This is a genomic window from Paracoccus sp. (in: a-proteobacteria), assembly GCF_030538755.1.
GTDB lineage: Bacteria > Pseudomonadota > Alphaproteobacteria > Rhodobacterales > Rhodobacteraceae > Paracoccus.
In genome coordinates, this window is the sequence record NZ_JAUNTJ010000002.1 from 1 (window position 1) to 22575 (window position 22575).

The following is a 22575-nucleotide window of genomic DNA, read 5'->3' on the forward strand; positions in this document are numbered from 1 at the left end:
CTGGCTCACAGAAGCCGAAACACGCATCAATAACCACGCAGGAATCGCGGCTTGCTTGCGGCTGATCCATGATATTGTCAGCGCCTTCGGCACCGACCTGCACCCCCGCCCCGAGGATGCAGGCGACGATCCCTTTGCCGGTCTGGCGGGGCTGAACGGCATCGGGCGCGAAGGCGCGCTGATCCAGCCGCTGCGGCTGATCCCGCTGGTTCCTGGCAGCGGCTGGGGGGAAAACTCGCTCTGGACCGCCTCGGAATCGCCGGACCGGCTTGCCGCAGCCATGGCGGCGGCGGGTTCGGCGGCAATGGCGCAGGTCTTTGCCGATGTTCGTGCCGCACAGTCGGAACTGGATACGCTGGACCGATTGCTGACCGAACGGCTTGGCGCGAACGCGCCCCCCCTGGCGCAGATTCGCGAGGTTCTGGCCGATACGGAACGCTGCATCCGCCGCCTGGCCAATCTGCCCGAATCGCCCGCGCCGGAAATCGTCGATCAGGCGGTGCCAGCCGCGAATCAGGCCGTGGCTGCGGGTGCGATCACCTCGCGCGAAGAAGCATTCGCGCAGCTTCTGCGGATTTCCGCCTATTTTCGTCAGGCTGAACCGCACTCACCCATCGGTTTTGCACTGGAAACCCTCGTTCGCCGTGGCAGAATGGACTTTATGGCCCTGCTGCGGGAACTTGTGCCCGACGAAGGCGCGCGCGAAACCTTTATGACCAACGCGGGAATCCGCAGTCCCGACAGCAGTGATCCAGAGGAATGATTGCGCCGTCAGGCGTTTGAATATTGAGTGCCTTCATTCGGCATGGCACAGATTGTTAACGAACAAAGGTAAACATTTCACCTTTACAGGAGGCCGCGATGGCAAGTGTTCACAAGAAGCTGGAAAAGGTGCGCAAACCGCGTGTCCACATCAAATACGAGGTCGAGACCGAGGGCGCATTGCTGGAAAAAGAGCTTCCCTTCGTGGTCGGCGTGCTGGGGGATTTTTCGGGCAACCCGACCGAGGATCTCAAGCCCTTCGGCGAACGCAGCTTTGTGCAGATCGACAAGGAAAACTTTGATGCCGTCATGGCCCGGATGACCCCCGGCCTGCGCATCGAGGTGGAAAACACCCTGTCCGATCAGGACGAGACGATGCGCGTCAATCTGGCCTTTTCCAAGCTTGAGGATTTCGAACCGGCGCAGGTCGCCGCTCAGGTTCCGGCGCTGAAAAAGCTGCTGGAAAGCCGCAACCAGTTGCGCGACCTGATGGCCAAGGCCGACCGTTCCGAGGATCTGGAAACCCTGCTGGAAGACATCCTGCAAGATAACGATGCCGTTCGCCGTCTGATGGACGAATTGGGCGCACGCGACGGAGGGAAAGCCTGATGGCAACCAAGACACAAGATCAGACCGCCGCCGCAGGCGTGGCGCAAGACGGCAGCCTGCTGGATCAGGTCATCAGCGCCACCCGCCAGACCGCGCCCGACCAGACCGAGGCGCTGCTGCGCAATCTGACCGAAGCGGCGCTGTCGGGCACCGTCAGCTATAACCGCAACCTGACGATCACGCTGAACAAGGCGATCGAGGCGATCGACGCCAAGATCTCGCGCCAGCTTGCCGCGATCATGCAGTCGCCCGAGTTCAGCCGGCTGGAAGGAAGCTGGCGCGGGCTGCACCATCTGGTGATGGAAAGCAACACCGGCCCCAATCTGAAAATCCGCGTCATGAATGCCAGCAAGCGCGAGCTGGGCCGCGATCTGGCCAAAGCGGTCGAGTTCGACCAGTCGCGTCTGTTCAAGGCGATCTACGAGGATGAATTCGGCACCCCCGGCGGCGAACCCATCGGTGCGCTGATCGGCGATTACGAATTTAACAACAGCTTTGACGATCTGGAAACGTTGCAAGGCATCAGCCAGGTGTCGGCGGCGGCATTTGCCCCCTTCATCTCGGCCGCAGGGCCGCAGATGTTCGGTTTTGATGATTACACCGAACTGTCGCGCCCGCGCGATCTGGCCAAGATTTTCGACAGCAGCGAATATGCGAAATGGCGCAGCTTCCGCAAATCGGATGATTCCCGCTTCGTCACCCTGACCCTGCCGCGTGTGCTGGCACGGATGCCTTATGGTGCCGACGGGCGCATGGTGGACGAGTTCGACTATGACGAAGCCGCGGGCTTCGAGGGCGACCGTATTCCGCATAACAATTATTGCTGGATGAACGCCGCCTATGTCATGGGCACGAACCTGACCCGTGCCTTTGCCGATACCGGCTGGTGCACCGCCATCCGCGGGGCCGAAAACGGCGGCCGTGTGGACGGGTTGCCGACGCATCTGTTTTCCACCGATCAGGGCGATACCGACATCAAATGCCCGACGGAAATCGGCATCACCGACCGGCGCGACAGCGAATTGGGGGCGATGGGCTTTTTGCCGCTGTGCCATTACAAGAACAGCGATTACGCGGTGTTCTTTGGTGCCCAGACCGCGCATCTGCCCGAGAAATACGACAGCCCCGAGGCCACGGCGAATGCCGCCATTTCCTCGCGTTTGCCCTATATCATGGCGACCTCGCGCTTTGCGCATTATCTCAAGGTGATCGGGCGCGACAAGATCGGTTCCTTCATGGAGGCCGAGGATTGCGAGGCCTGGATGAACCGCTGGATCAACAATTATGTCAACGCCAATGACAGTGCCGGGCCGGAAATGCGCGCGCAATATCCGCTGCGTCAGGCCAAGGTCACGGTCGAGGAAATCCCCGGCAAGCCCGGCAGCTATAACGCTGTCGCCTGGTTGCGTCCGTGGTTGCAGATGGAAGAATTGACGACTGCGCTGCGCATGGTCGCAAGGATTCCCGAGAAGAGCTGACATGGCCGCCTCGGCTCTTTTCGTCGAGGCGGGTTTGCCGGATGATCCGGGGCTTGCGGCGTGGCGGGATCTCGCCGCAAGAATCGACCGGCTGATTGCCGCCATCGACGCATCCGTGACGGATCAGTTGAACGCCATCCTGCACGCCCCCGCGTTCCGGGCGATGGAGGCGCGCTGGCGTGGCTTGTCCATGCTGGTTGCGCAGGCCGGCACCGGGCGGGGTGTGCAGGTCCGGGTGCTGGATGTCAGTTGGCAGGCGCTTGGCCGCAATCTGGAACGCAGCACCGATTTCGACCAAAGCCACCTGTTCCGGCTGGTCTATGATGGTGAATTCGGGATGCCCGGCGGCTTGCCGTTCGGGCTGCTGGTCGGCGATTATCAGGTCGCGGCCCGCCCCGGCGTGGAAGCTGGTGGCGATCAGGTGGAAATCCTGCGGCGGCTGGCTGCGGTTGCGGCGGCGGCCTTTTGCCCGGTGGTGATGAATGCCGCCGCGCAGAGCTTTGGCTTTGCCGATTATGCCGAAATCGGTGCCGAATCCGATTTGTCGCCCCCGCTCCGTGACGATCCCGGCATGATCCGCTGGAACGGCCTGCGCCGCAGCGAGGATGCCCGGTTTCTGGGGCTGGTCGCGCCGGGGCTGATGATCCGCGCCGCCTATCGCCGCTTTGGCCGGGGGCGTGTTGATGGCTTCACCTATGACGAACCAGCCGCCCCGCCGCTGATGATCGGTGGCGCATTCGCCTTTGCCGCGACGGTGATTCAGGCGTTTCTGGACAGCGCATGGTTTGCCGCCATCCGGGGCGCGCCGCAGGATGACAGTGGCGGCGGGCGCGTGCCGGGCTTTGCCGGGTTCGATTACGGCACCGACCGGCATGGGCTGTCGGCGCAGCCGCCGCTGCAATTCCGCCCGACACCCTTGCAGGAACAGGCGATGACCGGGCTTGGCATCATCCCGCTGTCGGCGCTGATCCATGACCCGCAGCCGGTGTTCTATGCCACGCCCTCGCTGCATCTGCCGCAGTCTTATGACAATCCGGTCGCCACCCAGAACGCGCGGCTGGCGGCGATGCTGCAATATGTGCTGTGCACCTCGCGTTTCGCGCATTACCTCAAGGTTATCATGCGTGATGAGATCGGCTCGGTCAGCGATCCGACCGTGATCGAGTCGCGGCTGCAAGATTGGCTGCGCGATTATTGTCTGGGCAATGACGATGCTTCGACCAGTCTCAAGGCGCAGTATCCGCTGCGTGACGCGGGCGTGCGTATTTCCGAGGTCGCGGGCCGTCCCGGCGCCTATCGCTGCACCATCCATCTGCAACCGCATTTTCAGCTGGACGACATCTCGACCAGCTTTCACCTGATTGCCGAAACCGCAAGCGGGCATCGCCTTGCCCCGGAAAGGACACCCGCATGACTGCCAGCCCGATCACCGCCGCGCTGAATGAAGACCGGCTGAATGAGGCCGCCAGCCTTGCCGCCGCCGCCGTCAAGGCATACCCGCAGGATGTAACGGCGCGCCAGTTGCTGGCCTCGCTTGCGGTGCTGCAAGGCGATTTGCCGCGTGCCGAAACACAGGCCAGCATGGCTGCGCGGCTGGCCCCGGATGAGGCGGTGTCGCTGGGCCTGTTCCGCCAGCATCTGCGCGGGCTTCATGCGCGGGATGCGTGGTGGCGGGACGGCGCTGTTCCCACCTTTCCCGGCGGTGCCTCTGATGCCGACAAGGCCGCCGTCGCGCTGAACATCGCGCTGCGCGCAGGCGACGACGCGGCGGTGGCGCAGGCGTTCGAGACGCTGGAAACCCTGCGCGGCACCCGCCCCGGCCAGTGGAATGGCGCGGCTGTCGATGATCTGCGCGATCTGGACGACCGGATGCCTCATGCGATTGAGGCCGTGTCGGCGGGCGGAAATTACATGTGGATCGACATGGCCAGGATCGCCCGCATGACCTTGCGCCCGGTGGCCAGCCCTCTGGATCTGGTGCTGCGGCCTGCGCGGGTGGCGCTGCGCGATGGTGCCGAGGCTGATCTGGTCTTGCCCGCGATCTATCCGTTCCCCGAAACCCCGGCACAGCAACTGGGCCGCGAAACCGGTTTCAGCGAAAGCCATGGCGTGATGATCGGCCAAGGTCAGCGGGCATGGCTGGCGGGCGACGAGATGCAGGGCTTTCTGTCTGCCGAAACGATCGGCTTCGGGGGGGGCGATGGCTGAACCCGAGTTGCAGCAACCGGCGCTGCTGGATCGGCTGATCGACTTCGATCCCGATCTGGACCGCGATCCCCCAACGCCTCAGGCGGCGACGCCCGCTGCCCTGCGCGATGCGCTGCGCCGCGATCTGGAAATGTTGCTGAACACCCGCTGCCGGGCCGAAAGCCTGCCAGATGGTCTGTCTGCGCTTGATGACAGCCTGCTGTCGTTCGGCGTTGGGGATTTCTTTTCCGCACCGCTGGTCACGCCGCGCCAGCGTCAGGCTTTTGCCACCGATCTGCAACGCCGCATCGCTCTGTTTGAACCGCGTCTGGAAAACCTGTCCGTGACGCTGCAAGATGACGCGGCCCCCGAACGGCGCAGCCTGCATCTGCGTATTTCGGCGGAATACCGGATGCGCCCCGGCCTGCCGCCGATCCTGTTTGAAAGCCGCGTCGATCCGGTTGGCGGGCGGTTTTCCGTATCCGAGGGGCGGCATGGCTAACCGTTTCCTGAATTTCTATAACGAGGAACTGGATGCCCTGCGCAGCCGGGCGCAGCGGTTTGCCGATGCTTTCCCCAAGATCGCGGGCCGTCTGCGCCTGTCGCGCGAGGTCTCGGACGATCCGCATGTCGAACGGCTGGTGCAAAGCTTTGCGTGGTCCGCCGCCCGCATCCGGCAAAAGCTGGATGACAGCCTGCCCGAATTAAGCGACGCGCTGCTGGAAACGCTGTATCCGCATTATCTGGCCCCGCTGCCCTCGATGACGGTCGTGGGTTTTACCCCCTCGCCTGCGATGGACGCGGTGCAGACCCTGCCGCGCGGCACTGAAATCCTGTCCGGGCAGATCGAGGGCGATCAGGTGCGCTTTGCGATCACGCAGGATGTGGAACTGGCGCCCTTGCGTATTGCCGCCGTGCAGATGATGAACCGCCCGGTCGAGGCACCCGCCCGGCCGGGGCTGAATGCGGCGGGGGCGCTGCGGCTGACGCTGGCCCCCACCGGCAAGGCGCGGCTGGCCGATCTGGGCGTCAGCAGGCTGCGGTTGTATCTGGCCGGGGCGCATCCGCAGGCGATGGCGCTGTTTCAACTGCTGCATCAGTCCTGCACCGGTGTTTCGCTGGCGCTGCACGGCAATGACGACCAACCGCACCATCTGCCGCCCGGCGCGCTGAAACCTTCGGGGCACGCCGCGGATCAGGCGCTTTTGCCCTGGCCTGACGCCGGATTCCGCGGCTATCGCACCCTGACCGAGTTCTTTGCTCTGCCTGAAAAGTTCCTGTTCTTCGATCTGGAAACCGGCCCGCTGACCGGCAGCGACCGTCAGGACATCTATATCTATTTCAGCCAACCGCCCGGCGCGCTGGAACGGCAGGTTGATCTGTCGTCGTTTGCGCTGTTCGCCAGCCCCGCCGTCAACCTGTTCCCCTCGCAGGCCGAGCCGATCACGCTGGACGGCAGCCGCAGCCTGTATCCGCTGATGGCCGATGCCCGCAGGCCAGCGACCCGTGCGGTGCATTCGGTGCGCCATGTCACGCTGGCGTCCGATAATGGTCAGTTGCAACCGGCCAAACCCTATTTCCACCGGCTGACTGAACGGCGGGCCGAGGGTGTTTTCTGGCAAATCCGCCGCCATGCCGATGATCCGGGGCTTTGGCCGGGGGCGACCTCGCTGGCCTTTGTGGACAGCCGCAATCAGGCCCTGCCGCCGAACCACCGCACCGCCAGCGTTCAGGTGCTGGCCACCAATGCCGACCTGCCGCGCAAGCTGCCCTTTGGCGGCGGTCAGCCGCGCCTGTCGATGCGCAGCGGGTCCGATCATGTGGCCGCCGTCGCCTGCCTGATCCCGCCGACCGCGCCGCGCCGTGTCGCGCTGCCCGAGGATCGCGCCTGGGGGCTGATCTCGCATCTGTCGCTGAACCATCAGTCGCTGACAGGGGATGGGGTCGAGGTGCTGCGCAATATCCTGCGGCTTTACGATCCCGGCGACAGCCGCGAAACGGCGCGCCTGATCGACGCCATTGCCGCAACCGATGCCCGTCCCGGCTTTACCCGTATGGGGCAGGTGATGCTGCCCGGAACCGACATCACGCTGACCTTTGATGCCGATGCGATCGACCCGGCAACCGCTGTTTTCTTTGGGGCTATGCTGGATCGCTTTCTGGGTTGCTATACCACGCTGAACAGCTTCACCCGCCTGATGCTGAAGCAGACCGGGCGCAGCGACATTCTGGCCAGCTTTGCCCCCCGCGCGGGCGAGGAGGCGTTGATATGAGCGCCGCCCCATCCCTGTTCGATCACCTGTGCGCCGCGCCGCAGAATTTCGAGCCGGCAACCGCCCTGCGCATTGCCCGCGCCGAGGCCCGCGCGCGCGGCCTGCCGCTGCGCATCACCGCGCGGCCGGAATCCGCGCTGGCCCCGCTTGCCGTGGAACAGGTCTGGGTTGACGATAGTGCGGTCCATGTCAGCAGCCATCTGTTCAGCTATATCGGCCCGCTGTCGCCTTTGCCGCCCGGCTATATCGAGATCGCCGCCACGCAGCGCCGTCGCCGGGCCGGGGGGATGGCGGCGTTTCTGGATCTGTTCACCGACCGCCTGACCGGGCTGTTCGTCGCGGCGGCGGGCAAATACGATCTGGCGGCTCTGCTGCGCTGGTCGCGGTCGGGTGACAACGCCATTCTGGGAGCCTTGCGGGCGCTGATCGGCTTTGGCAATGCCGCGCCCGCCGTAATGCCTTTGCCCGAGGACGAAACATTGCGCTTTGCCGGGCTGCTGGCGCAGCGCACGCGCAATGCCGACGGGTTGCGGGTCATGGTGCAGGCCGAACTGGGCCTGCCCGTGCGGCTGGAACAGTTCCGGCTGGTCTGGCGCGACATCCCTGACCCCGAGCGGTCGCGCATGGGGCCGGGCCTGCAACTGGGGCATAATGCAACTGCCGGGGCGCAGGTGCCTGACCGGGCCGGGCAATGCAGGCTGGTTATCGGGCCGGTGCGCTATGCCGACTTTCTGTCGCTGGAACCGGGGCAGCCCCGTCTTGACCGGGTGATCGCGCTGGCGCGGGCTTATATGCCGCTGGGCATCGGTTTTGACATTCAGATCGTGCTGGATCGCCGTGACATCCCCGAAACCCGTCTGGGCGGGGCAGGGGCACCGCGTCTGGGCTGGAACACATGGGCGCGGGTCGCACCGGCGGGGCAGGACAGCTTTGACGCGATCATCCGCCCGCCCCTGTCTGACGGAGGTGCCGATGCGGTTGCGGCTTGAATTGCGGGGCGGCCCGCAGGCGGGGGCGGCCCGGATCACCGATCTGGACCGGCCCTTTTCCGTTGGCACCGATCCCGCTGCGACCTGGCAGTTGCGCGCGGCCCCGGATGTGGCTGACGGCACCGCAACGCTGCACCGCGGCCCCGGCGACCGGATCGAGGCGACCGGCGCGGGCAATGTCACCCTTGACGGCGCTCTGCTGGGGGAACGTGCGGCATCGCTGGGGTATGGCGCGATGCTGATCGTGGCGGGCCAGCAGGTTCTGATCCAGCCCGAAGCGCCCTATCGGCAGGCCGGTTTCGGGGATGCGGCCCTGTCGATCAGCGCGATCCTGTCTGATGTCACCCCCGGAGGCGAGGCGGCGGCAGGCCCGTTGCCGGGCGCAGACAGCGGCGACAGCCCGCTGGACATCCCGGCGCAGCACCGCCCGGCATCGGAACGCTATTGGCAGCAACCCCGTGCCTTCGCGCCGGATCAATCCCCGCTGTCTGCCGGGCAAAGGCCGATCCTGCCCGACAACTGGGCGGCGGATATGCCCGATGATGCAGGGCAGTTGACCGACCGCAGCCATCAGGCGGCGGCTTCGCTGGGGCGCATCAATGTGAACCCGCGCCCGGCCCTGTCTGATCCTGCGGCCCATTGGCCCGCGCCCGACCCGGATATATCGGCCCGGCACGAGGCGCAGCTTGTGCTGGCGCTGACGGCGCTGGAACGGATCGAGGATGACCTGCGCCGCCAGTTCGCGGATCTGGGCGTGATGCCGGGCACCTCGCTGCCACCGATGACGGGCGGGGACGATGGCGGGCAGGGGCTGATGCAGCGGCGCGACAGGATCATCGCGATGCAGCAGGCTTTGGCGGCGGCCTGCCGCGCGGCTTTGACAGATGCCCGCACACGGCTTGACCCCGGCTCGATCAGTGCCAGCGTATCCGCGGCAGGCGGTCTGGCCGGGCGGATCAGCCCCGCCGCTGCCTGCTGGAAAGAATATCAGACCCGCTTTGCGCCACCCGATCAGCCCGCACCGCTGTCGGATGCGGCCTTTATCCGGCATTTGCGCGCGGCATCGGGCCAGCCTGAACAGACATGGTCAGACCAGACAGAGGATGACAGATGAAAACCGAAAACCGTGTGGTCTGGACCGAAGGCATGTTCCTGCGTGTGCAGCATTTCCAGCAGGCCGACCGCTGGACCGAACGGCTGGTGCGCGACCTGACCCGGCCGCTGTCGCCGTTTCCATGGGGGTTCGCGCAGCTTTCGCTGGATCGTGCGGCTTTGGGGATCGGGCGGCTGGCGCTGACCTCGTTTGCGGCGATCTTGCCCGATGGCACCGCCATCAGCGCCCCCGATCAGGCCGATCTGCCCGCGCCGCTGCACCTTGGCGAAGGGCTGACCGACCGGCTGGTCTATCTGTGCCTGCCTGCGCGCCGCCCCGACCGCGCCGAGTTTGCCGGCAGCGGCGGCGCCGGTGTGATGACGGCGCGGCTGACTCCATCCGATTATGACGCCGCCGATGCCAATGCTGACAGCGCCCTGACCGCGCCGGTTGCGGTCGGGCGGCTGACGCCGGTTCTGCGGCTGGAAGGGGACGAACTGGCCGGGTTCGAATATCTGCCCGTCGCCCGCATTACCGAAGTCCGCGCGGATTTGTCGGTGCAGCTTGACGAAGACATGATTCCGCCTGCGCTGAATCTGGCCCTGTCGCCGCGCCTGCTGGGCTTTGCCACCGAGATTCTGGGCCTTGTCCGCCACCGCGCTGCTGCCATCGCGCGGCGGGCGGGCGACCCCTCCATGCGCGGATCGGCTGAAATCGGCGATTATTTCATGCTGCAATTGCTGAACCGTGCCACGCCCCTGCTGTCGCATCTGGCGGCGCAGGCGGGGCAGATGCACCCCGAACGGCTTTGGCGTGATCTGGCGGCGCTGGCGGGCGAATTTGCGACCTTCACCGCCAGCACCCGTCTGCCGGCCGAACTGCCCGATTACGATCACATGGACCCCGCCGCCTGCTTTGGCCCGCTGATGGACGAGTTGCGCCGCTCGCTGTCGTCGGTGCTGGATCAGTCGGCCATCGCCATCCCGCTGGAGGAACGCCGCCACGGTGTGCGCGTGGCGCTGCTGGCCGATGCGGAACTGCGGGCGGGGGCGGGGCTGGTGCTGGCCGTGCGGGCCGAAATGCCGCACGAACAATTGCGCCGGCAGTTGCCGAACCAGATCAAGATCGGCTCGGTCGAACGGATCGCAGAGCTGGTCAATGTCGCGCTGCCCGGCCTTGGCATCCGTCCGATGCCGGTCGCGCCGCGCCAGTTGCCGTTCCAATCCGGCACCGTCTATTTCGAGCTGGACAACAGCGGCGAGATCTGGCGCGACATCATCCAGTCGGGCACGCTTGCCCTGCATCTGTCCGCCGATTTCCCCGGCCTTGAGATGGAACTGTGGGGTATTCGCTCATGACCGGCGGCGGCACCATGGATGACGATTTTGCCGATGGCGGGCCGCGCGTCGTTTTGCCGACCCCCGGTCGACGACTGCCCGAAGCCCTGCCCGAACAGCCCCTACAGGCCCCCACCTTGCCCGAGGACGGCTTTTCCGCCGAGGCGATCATGCGCGGCTTTCGGCTTGAGGGCCGTGATTTTCCGGTGATGATCGGCGATGCGGCGGGGCTTTTGAACCTTGCCCATTCGCTGCGCCACCGCAAAAGTGCCCCCGATCTGGCTGCGTTGCGCAGCGACATCATCACCGCCGTGCGGGAATATGAACGCAATCTGGGCCGCGCCGGTATCCTGCCCGAACAGGCGCGGGCGGCGCATTATGTGATCTGCGCCACGCTGGACGATGTAATCCGCAATACCTCGTGGGGGCGTGACTGGCAGCAGCAGGGGCTGGTCTCGACCTTTCACCACGATGTGACCGGCGGCGACAAGGTGTTCGACCTGCTGACGCATTTCCAGTCTCGTCCCGGCAGCAACCGCGATATTCTGCTGCTGATCTATCTGTGCCTGTCGCTGGGGTTCGAGGGGCGCACCCGCGTTTCCGCGCGCGGCGCGCTGGAACTGGCGCAGATCCGCGACAGCCTTTATCACCTGCTGCGCCAGCAATACGGTGTGCCCGAACAAGACCTGTCCCCGCATTGGAAGGGCGAGGATATGGGCCACCGCCCCTTGCGGCGCGGGCGGCTGTTCTGGCTGTTGACCGGGCTGGCGGTGCTGGCGCTGTGCGGGCTGTTCGTGACGCTGAATCTGCTGCTGGGGCGCATATCGGATCGCACCGTGGCCACCATGGTCAGCCTGCCGCCGGGTGAAACGCCCTCGCTGTTCATTCCCGAACCGGCCCCCGTCGCGGAACCCGAGCCTGACCCGGAACCCGTCGTCGCAGAAACCGAACCCGCAGGCCCGTCCCCCATCGACACGCTGGTGGCCTTTCTTCAGCCCGAGGTGGAAGAAGGGCTGGTCCGCCTTTACCGCGATGGCGATGCGGTTCTGGTGCGGATCGCCAATGCCGGGGCCTTCCAGCCCGGAGGCGCCGAGATTCAGCCGCAGTTTCTGGAAACCTTTCAGCGCATCGGGCTGGCCCTTGCGGCCGAGGATTTCGATGTGACCATTCTGGGCCATACCGACAATATCCCGATCCGCACGGCTGCCTATCCGTCGAATTTTCACCTGTCCACCGCGCGGGCCTCTGCCGTGCGTGATCTGTTGCTGAACTATGTTCCTGCCGACCGGATCGCCATTCGCGGCGAGGCCGAGACCCGGCCCATTGCCACCAACTCGACCCCCGAAGGCCGCGAGGCCAATCGCCGGACCGAAATTCTGGTGGCCGAGGCAGGCGCCCGCGTGCCGCCCGCGCTGCTGGAACAGGGCGGTCTGACGCCGGAGGTTGCACCATGATGAACTTTGTCGGGATGTGGACGTCGTTCCGGTCAACGCTGGACAGCTATATCAGCGTTGTGGGGCATCGGTTCGCGGCGCTGGTCTGGGTTGCGGCCCTTGCCGCGTTGATCTGGATATTCGGCCCGCGCCTTGTCTGGGGCGATGTCGCCCCGCTGGCATCGGTGCAAAACCGGCTGATCGCGATTGCCGTTCTGATCGCGCTATGGGCGGTTTGGGCGCTGGTGTCCTGGCTGCGCAGCCGCCGCGCCGACGCCAGGCTGATCGACGAGATCGCCGACAGCCCCGAGGCCCGTGCCGAGGCCGAAACCCGCGCCGAAGTGGGCGAGCTGCGCAGCCGCCTGCGCGACGCCATGGCGATGATGCGCAAGGTCGCACGCCGCCGCTTTGGCTATGTTTATGAATTCCCGTGGTATCTGATGATCGGCGCGCCGGGGGCGGGGAAAACCACGCTGCTGACCAATTCCGGCCTGAAATTCCCCTTGGGCGACGCCTTGGGCGGCGAGCCGGTGCAGGGTGTCGGCGGCACCCGCAACATGAACTGGTGGTTCACCGACCGCGCCATTCTGATCGACACCGCCGGGCGCTATACCACGCAGGACAGCGGGCACGAACGCGACAAGGCGGGCTTTGCCGGTTTCCTGAAAATGCTGCGCCAGCGGCGGCGGATGCAGCCGGTCAACGGCGTGATCCTGACCCTTTCGCTGACCGATCTGCTGAACCAGCCGCCCGAGGGCCGTCTGCGCGAAATCCGCGCCATCCGGCAGCGGCTGGCGGAAATGGCCGCGACACTGGATGTGCGTATTCCGGTCTATATCGTGCTGACCAAGGCCGACCGTCTGGCCGGGTTCCAGCCGTTTTTCGAACGTCTGGGCCACGAGGCGCGCGGGCAGGTCTGGGGTATCACCTTCCCCTATCAGGAAACCCGCGACAGCACCGATCTGCCCGCCGTGTTTTCGCGCGAATACCACGCGCTGACCGAACGGTTGAACGATCAGCTTCTGGACCGGCTGCAACAGGAAATCGACCTTGACCGGCGCGGGCGCGTGTTCCGTTTCCCGGCGCAGATTTCGGCGCTGCATGACAGCCTGCGCGAGATCGTCGAGGAACTGTCCTCGGGCACCGGGCAGGTCGAGCCGCCTTTGCTGCGCGGGATCTATCTTGCCTCGGCCACGCAAGAGGCCGAATTCCGGCAGGAACTGGGCGGCGCGCGGTCGATGAACCGCAGCTATTTCGTCGAACGATTGTTCCGCGATGTCATTCTGGGCGAGGCGGGGCTTGTCGCCGATGACCGGCGCAGCACACGGCGGCGGCGGATTGCGCAGGGCCTTGGCTGGGGCGCGCTGGCGGCGCTGGTTCTGCTGCTGGGCGGGTCGTGGCTGTCCAGCTATGTCGTGAACCAAAGGGCGATCAGCCAGATCAATCTGGACCTTGGCCGCTATCGCGATCTGGCCGCCGCCATTCCGGTGCGCGAGGTGGCCGACACCGATTTCCTGCGGGTGCTGCCTGCATTGGACGCCCTGGCCGATGTGCCGGTGGCCTTTGCCACGCAAGATCAGAATGCGCCGGTGCCGCTGCACCGCATCGCGCCGGGTCTGGACCGCGAGGATACGCTGGTCGCCTCGTTCCGCCAGCAATATGACCGGGCCTTGGGGGCCTATCTGCTGCCCCGCTATATGGTGGCGCTGCAAAACCGGCTGAAGCAGCCGGACTTGCCGCCCGATCAGGCGTTCGAGACGTTAAAGCATTACCTGTCTCTGGCAGGGCTTGGTCCGATTGATCCCGACGGGCTGTTGCTGCAATCCGAAGACATCTTTGCCGCGCTTTATCCCGGTTCGGGCCGCGAGGCGACGCGGCTGCAACTGGCGCAGCATATGGCGGCGATGCTGGACCACGGACAACTGCCGGTGATGGCCGTCGATGATGCGCTGGTGGCAGAAACCCGCGCGCATCTGGGGGCGCATAACCCGGCGCAGCGGGCCTATGACATGCTGCAAAGCCGCCGCGCCGCGCGCGATCTGGGGGAATGGACCCCGGCGGCGGCGCTTGGCCCCTCGGGGACGCGGCTGTTCGCCCGCGCCTCGGGCGCGCCGCTGGATCAGGGGATCGCGCGGCTGTTCACCCAAAGCGGTTATCAGCGGGTCGTGCTGCCGCAGATCACCGCATTGGCGGAAACCGCAGCGGGCGAAGGCTGGGTTCTTGGCACTGCTGCCAACGCGCCGACCCGCGCCACCAGCGACATCGCGGCGGATGCGGTGGCGCTGTATTGGGATGACTTTTCGCGCCAGTGGCAGGCGCTGTTGTCCGACCTGACCATCCGCGAGGCCGCCGACCTGCGCGCCGCATCCGACCTGATCGCCACCGCCGCATCCGAAAGCCGCCCGCTGCAACGGCTGGCCACCGAGATCGCGCAGGAAACATCGCTGGCGGGGTCATCGGCAACCGCCGCTCTGTCGGCGACCGGGCTGGCCTTTGACCCGCTGGCCGCGCCCGACCCCTTTGCCGCCTTGCGTCGCGGGCTGGAACCGCAGGGCGAAAGCGGCGAGACGATCTTTACCCCGATGGAGCCGCTGTTCGACAATATCTATCAGCAGATCAGCCGCGCCACCGCCAGCGATGCCCGCACGGCGGAAATCTTTGCCGCTGACGGCGCATTGATGAGCGCGGTGCAGGACATGCTGGCCCAGGGGCAGCGCCTGCCTGTGCCGGCGGATCAGTGGATCGTCGGCCTTGCAGCCCGCATCGGCGAAGCCTCGGTCGCCAATGCGCGCAGTTCGCTGAACCAGTTGTGGCAAAGCGAAGGCTATGGCGAATGCCGCCGCGCGACCGAGGGCCGCTATCCCTTTGAACCGGGCGCATCGCATGATGTGACCATCGCCGATTTCACCCGCATCTTTGGTCCCGATGGCGTTTTCCAGCGCTTCTTTGACCAGAACCTGAGCGGGCTTGTCGATACGGCATCCAATCCGTGGCGGTGGAGCGGCGGCCTTGGCACCACGGGCGAAGCAAGCCCCGCGCTGGCGCAATTCCAGCGCGCCGCCGCGATCCGAACGGCGTTCTTTCCCTCTGGTGCGAGCGGGCCGCAGGTGGCCTATTCCTTCGACCTGATCTCGCTGGAAAACGCCGATGTCGCGCTGATCGAGATCGGCGACATCAGTTCCTATTACGGACAGAACCGCACGCGCGAACGCAGCTTTACATGGCCCGTTACAGCGCGCGAGGTGGCGCAACTGACCCTGCTGCCCGGATCGCGCAACGAAGGTTTGCAGACGACCGGCCCGTGGGCACCCTTCCGCCTGATGGATCTGGGGCAGGTGACGCCTGTGTCGGAAAATCAGTTCGACATCCGCTTCCGCATCGGCAACCGCGCGGCAGACATGCGTATCACCGGCGGGTCCGTGAACAACCCGTTCAGCCTTGATGCGCTGCAACAGTTCCATTGCCCGGACCGGCTGTGAGGGGCGCGGCCATCCCCGGTCCCGTCAAGGCGGGCTATTTCGGCAAGGTGCCGACGCAGGGCGATTTCGTCTTTCGGGGCCTGCCGCTTGCGCTGACCGATCGTCTGGACGGCTGGCTGCGGCAATCGGTGCGCGACAGTCAGAACCGCATGGGCCGCGACTGGTTGCCGGCCTTTCTGGTTGCTCCGGTCTGGCGGATGGCGATCACGCCGGGGCTGTTCGGTCCCGATGCCTTGATCGGGGTGATGATGCCCAGCGTAGACCGCGCCGGGCGTTACTTTCCGCTGGTCATCGCCGCGCCGGTCCCCGGTCTGCGCGCATCCGCGGCTGATCTGGCCCGGATGGCGACATGGTTCGATGCGGCCGAGGAACTGGCGCTGTCCACGCTGGACCCGCGTTTTTCCCTGAGTTGGTTCGATGAACAGATTGCACGGCTGGAACTGCCCGCCTCGGTTCTGCCGCCCGATGACCCGCAGGCCGAGGCGGGGTCGCTGTGGTGGACCGGCGCGGGCGAGGGGGCGCAAATGGCGCTGGAACACATGCCCCCGCCCGATGCCTTTGGCGCCTTGTTTCTGGCCACCCGGTCCGGGGCAGGGCAGGGATTGCCCGCGCCTTCCCCGGTTCGAAATCCGCTGGAGATCGGTATCGGCAAAGCCGTTCGCAAATCGTCACGGCAGCTTGTCCCGCCAGATCAGATCGTGGTTAATCGTGATGCGCAGGCTGTCACTTTGCTGAACGGGATCGGTGCGGTTAAAAATCCGGCTCATACGGTGCAGGTGGCTGCTGATACGTTTCGTGGGATCGACGATCCACTGTCGATGAACGACCTGATCGCGGGGGCAAAAGGCCGGATCGGCACCGCCAACAGCCTGCTGCGCGCCGGGGTCGGACAGGCCGACCCGCCCTGCGTGTCATTCGCAATGCTGCTGATGCAGGGGCATCTGTTCGCGATCCTGTGGGCGGGCAATACCCGCGCCTATCTGTTGCGCGATGGCACACTGTCCTTGCTGACGCGCGACCATACCGACCGCCGGTTGCCATCGGTCCTGACCCGCGCGCTTGGGATCGGGCAGCAGCTTTCCCCGGATCAGTCCGGCGGCGAGCTGCTGGCCCAGGATCGCTTTCTGCTGTGTTCCGGCAGCATCACCCAGGCCCTGAGCGACGAGGAAATCGCCAGCACACTGGCCAATGCCCGCACCCCCGATAGCGCCGCCGAAACCCTGACCCAAAACGCCCTCATCGCCGGCACAACCGCCAGTGTCTCGGCAGCAGCGGTGTTCGTGAGTGAGAAGGCGTGAGGTTCGGGGTGCCGGTGGCGTTCTTTCCGGGCAAGGCAGCCTAATAACACAACCTGATAAAGCGCAGCCTTTCCGCCCGTGATCGACAGCTTCCGGTCGAAGGTCGCCAACTGCCCACTGCGCTTTTCGCCAATGCCAGCAGACAGGTATCGGTGACCAGACCGGCGGTCAGACTCTTGCCCGGATCTATCGGTGCCTCATCCGCCAGACCGATCTCATCGGGCCAGAAATATCGACAACAGCGGCAGTTGCCCCTGGCGAGTTCGGGTGCCCGGAATGCGGATGACGCCGGTTTCGATCATAGGGCAGGTGGCCCGGCTTTGCTGTCCGATGTTGGCAAACCGGTCATGGGCGACATGATTCGGGACGATCAGGGCGTCCAGGACGTTGACATCAAGAAGAAAGGTCACGGGGCGTCATCACGCAGCTTCTTGACAATATCCAGTGTGTTGACCGCGCCTCCGGTCGAGGCATCAGCCTGTCCGATTTGGGGCGGTGCAGCGAGCAGAGCGCCAACCAGCCTGTCAGAGATATTCATGGTTGCGGCCTTCAGCGGGTTGACCACCAGATGGGCATAGCGTGCACCTGCGTATGCCCCAGAGGCTTGCCGATTACCGGAAGGCTTTCGCCAACCAGCAGACTACCCGAGGCGAAGGTGTGGCGCAGATCGTGGATGCGCACATCGTCGAGACCTGCGGCTTTGCGGATACGGTAATCGTGGACACAAAGGTTTGTTGGCTGTGACAGGGGCGCAGCTTGGGTGAGGCGATGGGTGCTTTGCCCAATGCCCTGATCGGCCTGTGGCTGGCACGCGGCCTCTTGCCCCGTTGCTGCCCGCCGGATAATTCCTTACTTAAATTATAAGTCAATCCGCGCATTCGGAGGACCGACAGGTGAGACGTATCATTCCAGCAGGATTGTTTGCCCTGATGGCCGGGGTCGGTTCCGCACTGGCCTGCGACGGACGGACCGTCACCTCGGATCAGGTTCATGCCAGCCCGCTTTGTGTGCCGGAAAAACCTCTGCGCGTGGTGGTGATGGATTTCGGCTTTGGTCTTGGTATCGGGCTGGACGTGGGCCTGCCCATCGTCGGCGCGCCCCTCGACCGGATGAGCGATGAGGCCCTGAAGGCGCGGGCCGAGGCGGCGGGCGTCACCTCGACCGGGTTCATCACCGAACCCAGCCTTGAAACCATCGTCGCGCTGCAACCCGATCTGATCGTCGGCTTTCCAGGCAGCGAGGCCATGGCGCAGGCGATCTATCCGCAACTGTCGCAGCTTGCGCCGACGCTGCTTTATACCGATGTGGACTGGCAGGGCTTCTATCGCCTGCTGGCCGGGCTGACCGGGGCCGAAGATCGGGTCAACGCCGAACTGGCCGCCTATCAGGCGCGGCTGGAGGGTATCCGCGCCCGTGTCCCGCAGGACCGCACCGTGTCGATCCTGCGCATCACGCCATGGGATTTTCAGGTCTATCTGGATGGTCCGGTCGCCTATGCCCCCTTCGCCATCCTGCGCGAGGCCGGGGTGCGGCGCACCGCCTATGAGACGACCGATGATCCCGGCCTGTCGATGAAGCGCCCCGATTGGGAAGAACTGGCGCAGCTTTCGGGCGATACGCTGTTGTATATCGTCGGCGGCACCAATGACTCTGACACCAGCGGACGGCATGAGGAGGTGCTGGCCAATCCGCTGTGGCAGATGCTGCCCGCCGTCGAATCCGGCAATCTGCACAGGATCGAGGCCGCGACATGGATGGAGTTCAGCGGTCTCGCCTCTGCCAACCGCGTGCTGGACGATATCGAGCGTTATATCGTCGACCCCAGGTGATGCCGCGATTTCCCCTGATCTGGCTTGTGATCCTGTGCGCCGGGCTGGTGCTGCTGTCGCTGTGGTCGCTGACGGCGGGGGCGTCCGACATCTCGCCTGGACGTGCGATGCAGGCGCTGTGGTCGCCCGGAAATGACCGCGCCGACATCATCGTGCAGGGCGTGCGCCTGCCGCGGCTGATCGCGGCGCTGGCCGCAGGGGCGGCGCTGGCGGTGGCGGGCGCGATCATGCAGGCGGTGACGGGCAATCCGCTGGCCGATCCGGGATTGCTGGGGATCAATTCGGGCGCGGCCTTTGCCGTCGTGACGGCGATTTCGCTGACCGGGACGGATGCCGGCGGCGCGTTGATGTGGGCGGCATTTGCGGGTGCCGGGGCGGCGGCGGCGCTGGTCTATGCACTTGGTGCGACGGGGCGCAGCGGACCGACGCCGCTCAAGCTGGTGCTGGCGGGGGTGGTCGTGTCCACCTTTCTGGGCGCGGTGACGGCGGCGGTGCTGATCCTGGATCAGATGACGCTGGACGTGGTGCGGCTGTGGACGGCGGGCAGTCTGAGGAACCGCACGATGGCGCAGGTCATGCCGGTCCTGCCGTGGCTGCTGCTGGCGCTGCTGGCGGCGCTGATCCTGCGGGCGCAGTTCACCACGCTGAGCCTTGGGGCTGAAACCGCGCGGATGCTGGGCCAGAACCCGGCGCGCTGGCGGGCGGTCGCGGGCCTGCTGGTCGTGGCGCTGGCGGGCGGCGCAGTCGCCATTGCCGGGCCGCTGGGCTTTGTCGGGCTGGTCGTGCCGCATCTGGCGAGGCTGTGCCTTGGCCCGGATTACCGGTTGATCCTGCCCTTTGCTGCCGTTGGCGGGGCAGGGCTGGCCGCGTTGGCCGACACCATGCCCCGCGCGTTATGGGGGACCGATGTGCCCCTTGGCGTCAGCATGGCGCTGATCGGGGCACCGTTCTTCATATGGCTGGCCCGCAGCCGGATCGGAGCCGCCGCATGAAGCGCCTGTTCGTCGCGCTGATCCTGCTGACCGCCCTGCTGTTTCTGGCTGCGCTGGCGCTGGGCGACCGGCCGGTTCCGCCACGGCAGGTGCTGGCCGCGCTTGGTCTTGCCGGAGCCGCTGACCCGGCCTCGCAGATGATCGTCGCCGGGTTGCGGCTGCCGCGTGCGGTGATGGCGCTGCTGGTCGGCGCGGCGCTTGGCGTGGCGGGGACGGTGACGCAGGCGGTCATGCGCAACCCTCTGGCGGAACCGGGCCTGCTGGGGATCAATGCGGGTGCGGCGCTGATCGCTACGGTGATGATCGTCTGGACCGATGCGCTGCCGCAATCGGCGATGCCTGTGCTGACCTTTGCGGGGGCGCTGATGATGGCCGTGGCCATTCAGGTGCTGGCGTGGCGCGAAGGGTCCAGTTCGCTGCGGATCGTGCTGATCGGGGTCGGTCTTGCATCCTTTGCCGGTGCGGGGGCCAGCTTCATTTCCACTTTTGGCGATCCACCGGCGGTGCAGCGCGCGATGGTCTGGCTGGCGGGCAGTTTGCAGGACAGCCGCTGGGAAAGGGTGGCGATGCTGGCCCGGTGGTCCCTGCCGCCGCTGGCTGTCGCCTGGCTGCTGTCCCGAGAGCTGGACCTGATCGTCTTTGGCGACACCGTTGCGCGGGGTCTGGGCCAGCGGGTCGAGCTGGTGCGGGCGGGCGCGATTCTGATCTGTGCGGCACTGTCGGGTGCGGCGGTCGCCGCATCGGGGCTGATCGCCTTTGTCGGTCTTGCCGCGCCCCATATCGCGCGGCGGATCATCGGCCACGGCCACGGTCACGCGACCCTGATCCCGGCCAGTGCCCTGATCGGCGCGGCGATGGTGCTGGCCGCCGACATTGCCGCGCGCAACCTGATGCCGCCGATGCAACTGCCGGTCGGCCTTTTCACCGCCCTGCTGGGCGCGCCGTTTTTCGGCTGGCTGCTGTGGAGACGACGCCATGACTGACACGGATCTGCAAGCCCACGGGGTCTGCATCGACTATGGCGCGGTGCCGGTCGTGGCCGGGCTGGACCTGTCGATCCCGCGTGGCCGGTTCACGGTGCTGATCGGGCCGAACGGGTCGGGCAAATCGACGATCCTGCGCGGGCTGGCGGGGCTGCTGCCGCTGAGCGCCGGCCGGGTCACGCTGGACGGCACGCCCATCACGCGGCTGCCCTCGAAAGCGGTCGCCCGCCGTATCGCCTTTCTGGCGCAATCGGCGACCGCGCCCGAAGGCATGACTGTCACCGATCTGGTGCGTCAGGGCCGTTACCCCCATCGCGGCCTCTTTGGCGCATGGACCGCCGCCGACAGCGAGGCGGTGGCACAGGCGCTGGCGCTGACATCGGTCGCGGACCTTGCCGACCGGCGACTGGACAGCCTGTCGGGCGGTCAGCGTCAGCGGGCCTGGATCGCGATGGCGCTGGCCCAGCAGGGCGACATCCTGCTGCTGGACGAGCCGACGACATGGCTGGATCTGGCCCATCAGATCGAACTGCTGGACCTTGTTCGCGCCCTGATCCGCAGCCGTGGCGCGACCGTCGTGGCGGTGCTGCACGATCTGAATCAGGCGGCGCGATACGCCGATCATCTGGTGTTGCTGCGCGACGGGCAGGTGCAGTCTGCGGGTGCGCCCGCCGATGTGCTGACCTCTGACACGGTGCAGGACGTGTTCGGCGTCGCCGTGCGCGTGATGCCCGACCCTGAAACCGGCCTGCCGATGTGCGTGCCCCGCGCCTCGGCAAGATGAAAAACGGCGCCGTCTGCGAAACGGCGCCGGGAAACTGTTTACGCGAATAAAATCAGGCGGCCTTGTTGCGGCGACGACGACGGGCGACAAAGCCCATCAGGCCCAGACTGCCAGCCAGCATCGGCAGCGCGGCGGGAACCGGCACCGGAGCAACCTGGATGTCATAGGAAATGGTGCCGATCCGGTCACCCGCCTGCAACGCCAGCGGCGAGCCGCCGGCCGCGATCCACTCTGCATAGAGCGGGAACCACTGGCTGTTGTATTCGCTGTAGGCATAGTTCAGCAGCCCGGCCATCGACTCGGTCACCAGCAGCTCATAACCGCCGGCAACTGCCGCGCCAATCATGAACTCGGCACCATCACGGGAAACGCCGTTGACCTGCGCGTTCACTTCGCCCGTCACGGTGTTGATCGAGAAGCTGCTTGGCCCGCTGGCGCGCGACAGTGCGTTGCGGCAGCAGGTTCGGTTGCCGTCGGCGTCGAAGGATTCCAGTTCGTTGCCGGCGGCATCGGTGGCATACAGATAAACGCCGCCGTTCAGATACAACTGATAACCATCGTCAAGGACCTGGCTGCCGCTGGTCCAAGGCCCGGCGCGGCCATTGCGGGTTGCCTGCACCGGGAAGGTCAGGACGGGGTTGCCGTCGCTGTTCACATAGGCTGCGGGCGACCCCGAAGCAGCCGTGCCCCACAGGTTATGCTGGCTTAGCGAATAGGTGAGTTCGACCGTGACATCGCCGCCGGTAACAAGGGTTTTGGCCTGTGCCGTAGTGACAGAAACGGTCGTGGCGGTCAGCGCGACGGCTGCCACCAGAGTAAATCTGGACATGGTTCCTCCACTGGAACTGATGTGTTGGATTTGGGGATGGAAGGTGCCGGATCGGTGCCTGTCAAAAGTTAACAAAAAAACTCAGGAAAGGTCAATCACGGATATATGATTCGGCGTAATCTGACGGCCTTTTTCGCAGCGCAGCGACCCTTTTCGGGCCTTTGACAAGGGGGGAAATTAATCTTATTAATTTACTCGGGTTCTCTTGAAGGTTCTTCCT

Annotated in this window: 21 protein-coding genes; 18 read left to right on the plus strand and 3 right to left on the minus strand. The window is 65.7% G+C overall.

Annotation, left to right across the window (positions count from 1 at the left end; genetic code table 11):
* Nucleotides 1-55: 55 nt before the first annotated feature.
* The 13 genes from Q4G14_RS01255 (at nt 56) to tagF (ending at nt 16938) form a co-directional block, all read left to right on the plus strand.
* Nucleotides 56-763 carry an ImpA family type VI secretion system protein gene (locus Q4G14_RS01255; RefSeq protein WP_303359904.1) on the plus strand — a complete coding sequence of 236 codons (708 nt, stop codon included), beginning with the start codon at nt 56-58 and terminating at the stop codon, nt 761-763.
* Between the two features lie 98 nt (nt 764-861).
* Nucleotides 862-1371, plus strand: coding sequence for a type VI secretion system contractile sheath small subunit (gene tssB / locus Q4G14_RS01260; RefSeq protein ID WP_303359905.1), 510 nt, complete (start codon nt 862-864; stop codon nt 1369-1371).
* Nucleotides 1371-2849 carry a type VI secretion system contractile sheath large subunit gene (gene tssC / locus Q4G14_RS01265; protein ID WP_303359906.1) on the plus strand — a complete coding sequence of 493 codons (1479 nt, stop codon included), beginning with the start codon at nt 1371-1373 and terminating at the stop codon, nt 2847-2849. The genes tssB and tssC (Q4G14_RS01265) overlap by 1 nt, the downstream gene beginning before the upstream one ends.
* A 1-nt stretch (nt 2850) precedes the next feature.
* Nucleotides 2851-4263 (plus strand): type VI secretion system contractile sheath large subunit, encoded by a 1413-nt coding sequence (gene tssC, locus Q4G14_RS01270; RefSeq protein WP_303359907.1) that lies wholly within the window; start codon nt 2851-2853, stop codon nt 4261-4263.
* Nucleotides 4260-5057 (plus strand): type VI secretion system accessory protein TagJ, encoded by a 798-nt coding sequence (locus Q4G14_RS01275; RefSeq protein WP_303359908.1) that lies wholly within the window; start codon nt 4260-4262, stop codon nt 5055-5057. Before tssC (Q4G14_RS01270) ends, Q4G14_RS01275 begins: the two co-directional genes overlap by 4 nt.
* A complete protein-coding gene (gene tssE / locus Q4G14_RS01280) occupies nt 5050-5538 on the plus strand; it encodes a type VI secretion system baseplate subunit TssE (protein WP_303359909.1) in 489 nt (162 codons plus the stop codon). The genes Q4G14_RS01275 and tssE overlap by 8 nt, the downstream gene beginning before the upstream one ends.
* Nucleotides 5531-7309 (plus strand): type VI secretion system baseplate subunit TssF, encoded by a 1779-nt coding sequence (tssF, locus tag Q4G14_RS01285; RefSeq protein WP_303359910.1) that lies wholly within the window; start codon nt 5531-5533, stop codon nt 7307-7309. The genes tssE and tssF overlap by 8 nt, the downstream gene beginning before the upstream one ends.
* On the plus strand, nt 7306-8298 hold the full coding sequence (gene tssG, locus Q4G14_RS01290; protein WP_303359911.1) for a type VI secretion system baseplate subunit TssG: 993 nt from the start codon (nt 7306-7308) through the stop codon (nt 8296-8298). The genes tssF and tssG overlap by 4 nt, the downstream gene beginning before the upstream one ends.
* Nucleotides 8282-9412 carry a hypothetical protein gene (locus Q4G14_RS01295; protein WP_303359912.1) on the plus strand — a complete coding sequence of 377 codons (1131 nt, stop codon included), beginning with the start codon at nt 8282-8284 and terminating at the stop codon, nt 9410-9412. Before tssG ends, Q4G14_RS01295 begins: the two co-directional genes overlap by 17 nt.
* A complete protein-coding gene (tssK, locus tag Q4G14_RS01300; protein ID WP_303359913.1) occupies nt 9409-10749 on the plus strand; it encodes a type VI secretion system baseplate subunit TssK in 1341 nt (446 codons plus the stop codon). Before Q4G14_RS01295 ends, tssK begins: the two co-directional genes overlap by 4 nt.
* On the plus strand, nt 10746-12182 hold the full coding sequence (gene tssL, locus Q4G14_RS01305; protein WP_303359914.1) for a type VI secretion system protein TssL, long form: 1437 nt from the start codon (nt 10746-10748) through the stop codon (nt 12180-12182). The genes tssK and tssL overlap by 4 nt, the downstream gene beginning before the upstream one ends.
* Complete coding sequence (gene tssM / locus Q4G14_RS01310; protein ID WP_303359915.1) at nt 12179-15640, plus strand: type VI secretion system membrane subunit TssM; 3462 nt, start codon at nt 12179-12181, stop codon at nt 15638-15640. Before tssL ends, tssM begins: the two co-directional genes overlap by 4 nt.
* A complete protein-coding gene (gene tagF, locus Q4G14_RS01315) occupies nt 15637-16938 on the plus strand; it encodes a type VI secretion system-associated protein TagF (RefSeq protein ID WP_303359916.1) in 1302 nt (433 codons plus the stop codon). Before tssM ends, tagF begins: the two co-directional genes overlap by 4 nt.
* Before the next feature lie 215 nt (nt 16939-17153).
* Here tagF and Q4G14_RS01320 read toward each other — a convergent pair whose 3' ends face one another.
* Nucleotides 17154-17348, minus strand: a complete 195-nt coding sequence (locus Q4G14_RS01320) for a hypothetical protein (RefSeq protein WP_303359917.1) — start codon at nt 17346-17348, stop codon at nt 17154-17156.
* Entirely contained in the window at nt 17345-17476 is a 132-nt protein-coding gene (locus tag Q4G14_RS01325) for a hypothetical protein (protein WP_303359918.1), read from the minus strand. Before Q4G14_RS01325 ends, Q4G14_RS01320 begins: the two co-directional genes overlap by 4 nt.
* A gap of 53 nt (nt 17477-17529) precedes the next feature.
* Here Q4G14_RS01325 and Q4G14_RS01330 point away from each other — a divergent pair, with 53 nt between their 5' ends.
* The 5 genes from Q4G14_RS01330 to Q4G14_RS01350 all read left to right on the plus strand — a co-directional run bounded on the left by Q4G14_RS01330 (nt 17530) and on the right by Q4G14_RS01350 (nt 21526).
* Nucleotides 17530-17682 (plus strand): hypothetical protein, encoded by a 153-nt coding sequence (locus Q4G14_RS01330; protein ID WP_303359919.1) that lies wholly within the window; start codon nt 17530-17532, stop codon nt 17680-17682.
* A gap of 149 nt (nt 17683-17831) precedes the next feature.
* A complete protein-coding gene (locus Q4G14_RS01335; RefSeq protein ID WP_303359920.1) occupies nt 17832-18767 on the plus strand; it encodes an iron-siderophore ABC transporter substrate-binding protein in 936 nt (311 codons plus the stop codon).
* Nucleotides 18767-19759: an iron ABC transporter permease gene (locus Q4G14_RS01340; RefSeq protein ID WP_303359921.1), complete on the plus strand. Its 993-nt coding sequence runs from the start codon at nt 18767-18769 to the stop codon at nt 19757-19759. The genes Q4G14_RS01335 and Q4G14_RS01340 overlap by 1 nt, the downstream gene beginning before the upstream one ends.
* Entirely contained in the window at nt 19756-20742 is a 987-nt protein-coding gene (locus tag Q4G14_RS01345; RefSeq protein WP_303359922.1) for an iron ABC transporter permease, read from the plus strand. The genes Q4G14_RS01340 and Q4G14_RS01345 overlap by 4 nt, the downstream gene beginning before the upstream one ends.
* Nucleotides 20735-21526 (plus strand): ABC transporter ATP-binding protein, encoded by a 792-nt coding sequence (locus tag Q4G14_RS01350; RefSeq protein WP_303359923.1) that lies wholly within the window; start codon nt 20735-20737, stop codon nt 21524-21526. Before Q4G14_RS01345 ends, Q4G14_RS01350 begins: the two co-directional genes overlap by 8 nt.
* Nucleotides 21527-21578: 52 nt before the next feature.
* Here Q4G14_RS01350 and Q4G14_RS01355 read toward each other — a convergent pair whose 3' ends face one another.
* On the minus strand, nt 21579-22355 hold the full coding sequence (locus Q4G14_RS01355; protein WP_303359924.1) for a hypothetical protein: 777 nt from the start codon (nt 22353-22355) through the stop codon (nt 21579-21581).
* Between the last annotated feature and the right edge of the window lie 220 nt (nt 22356-22575).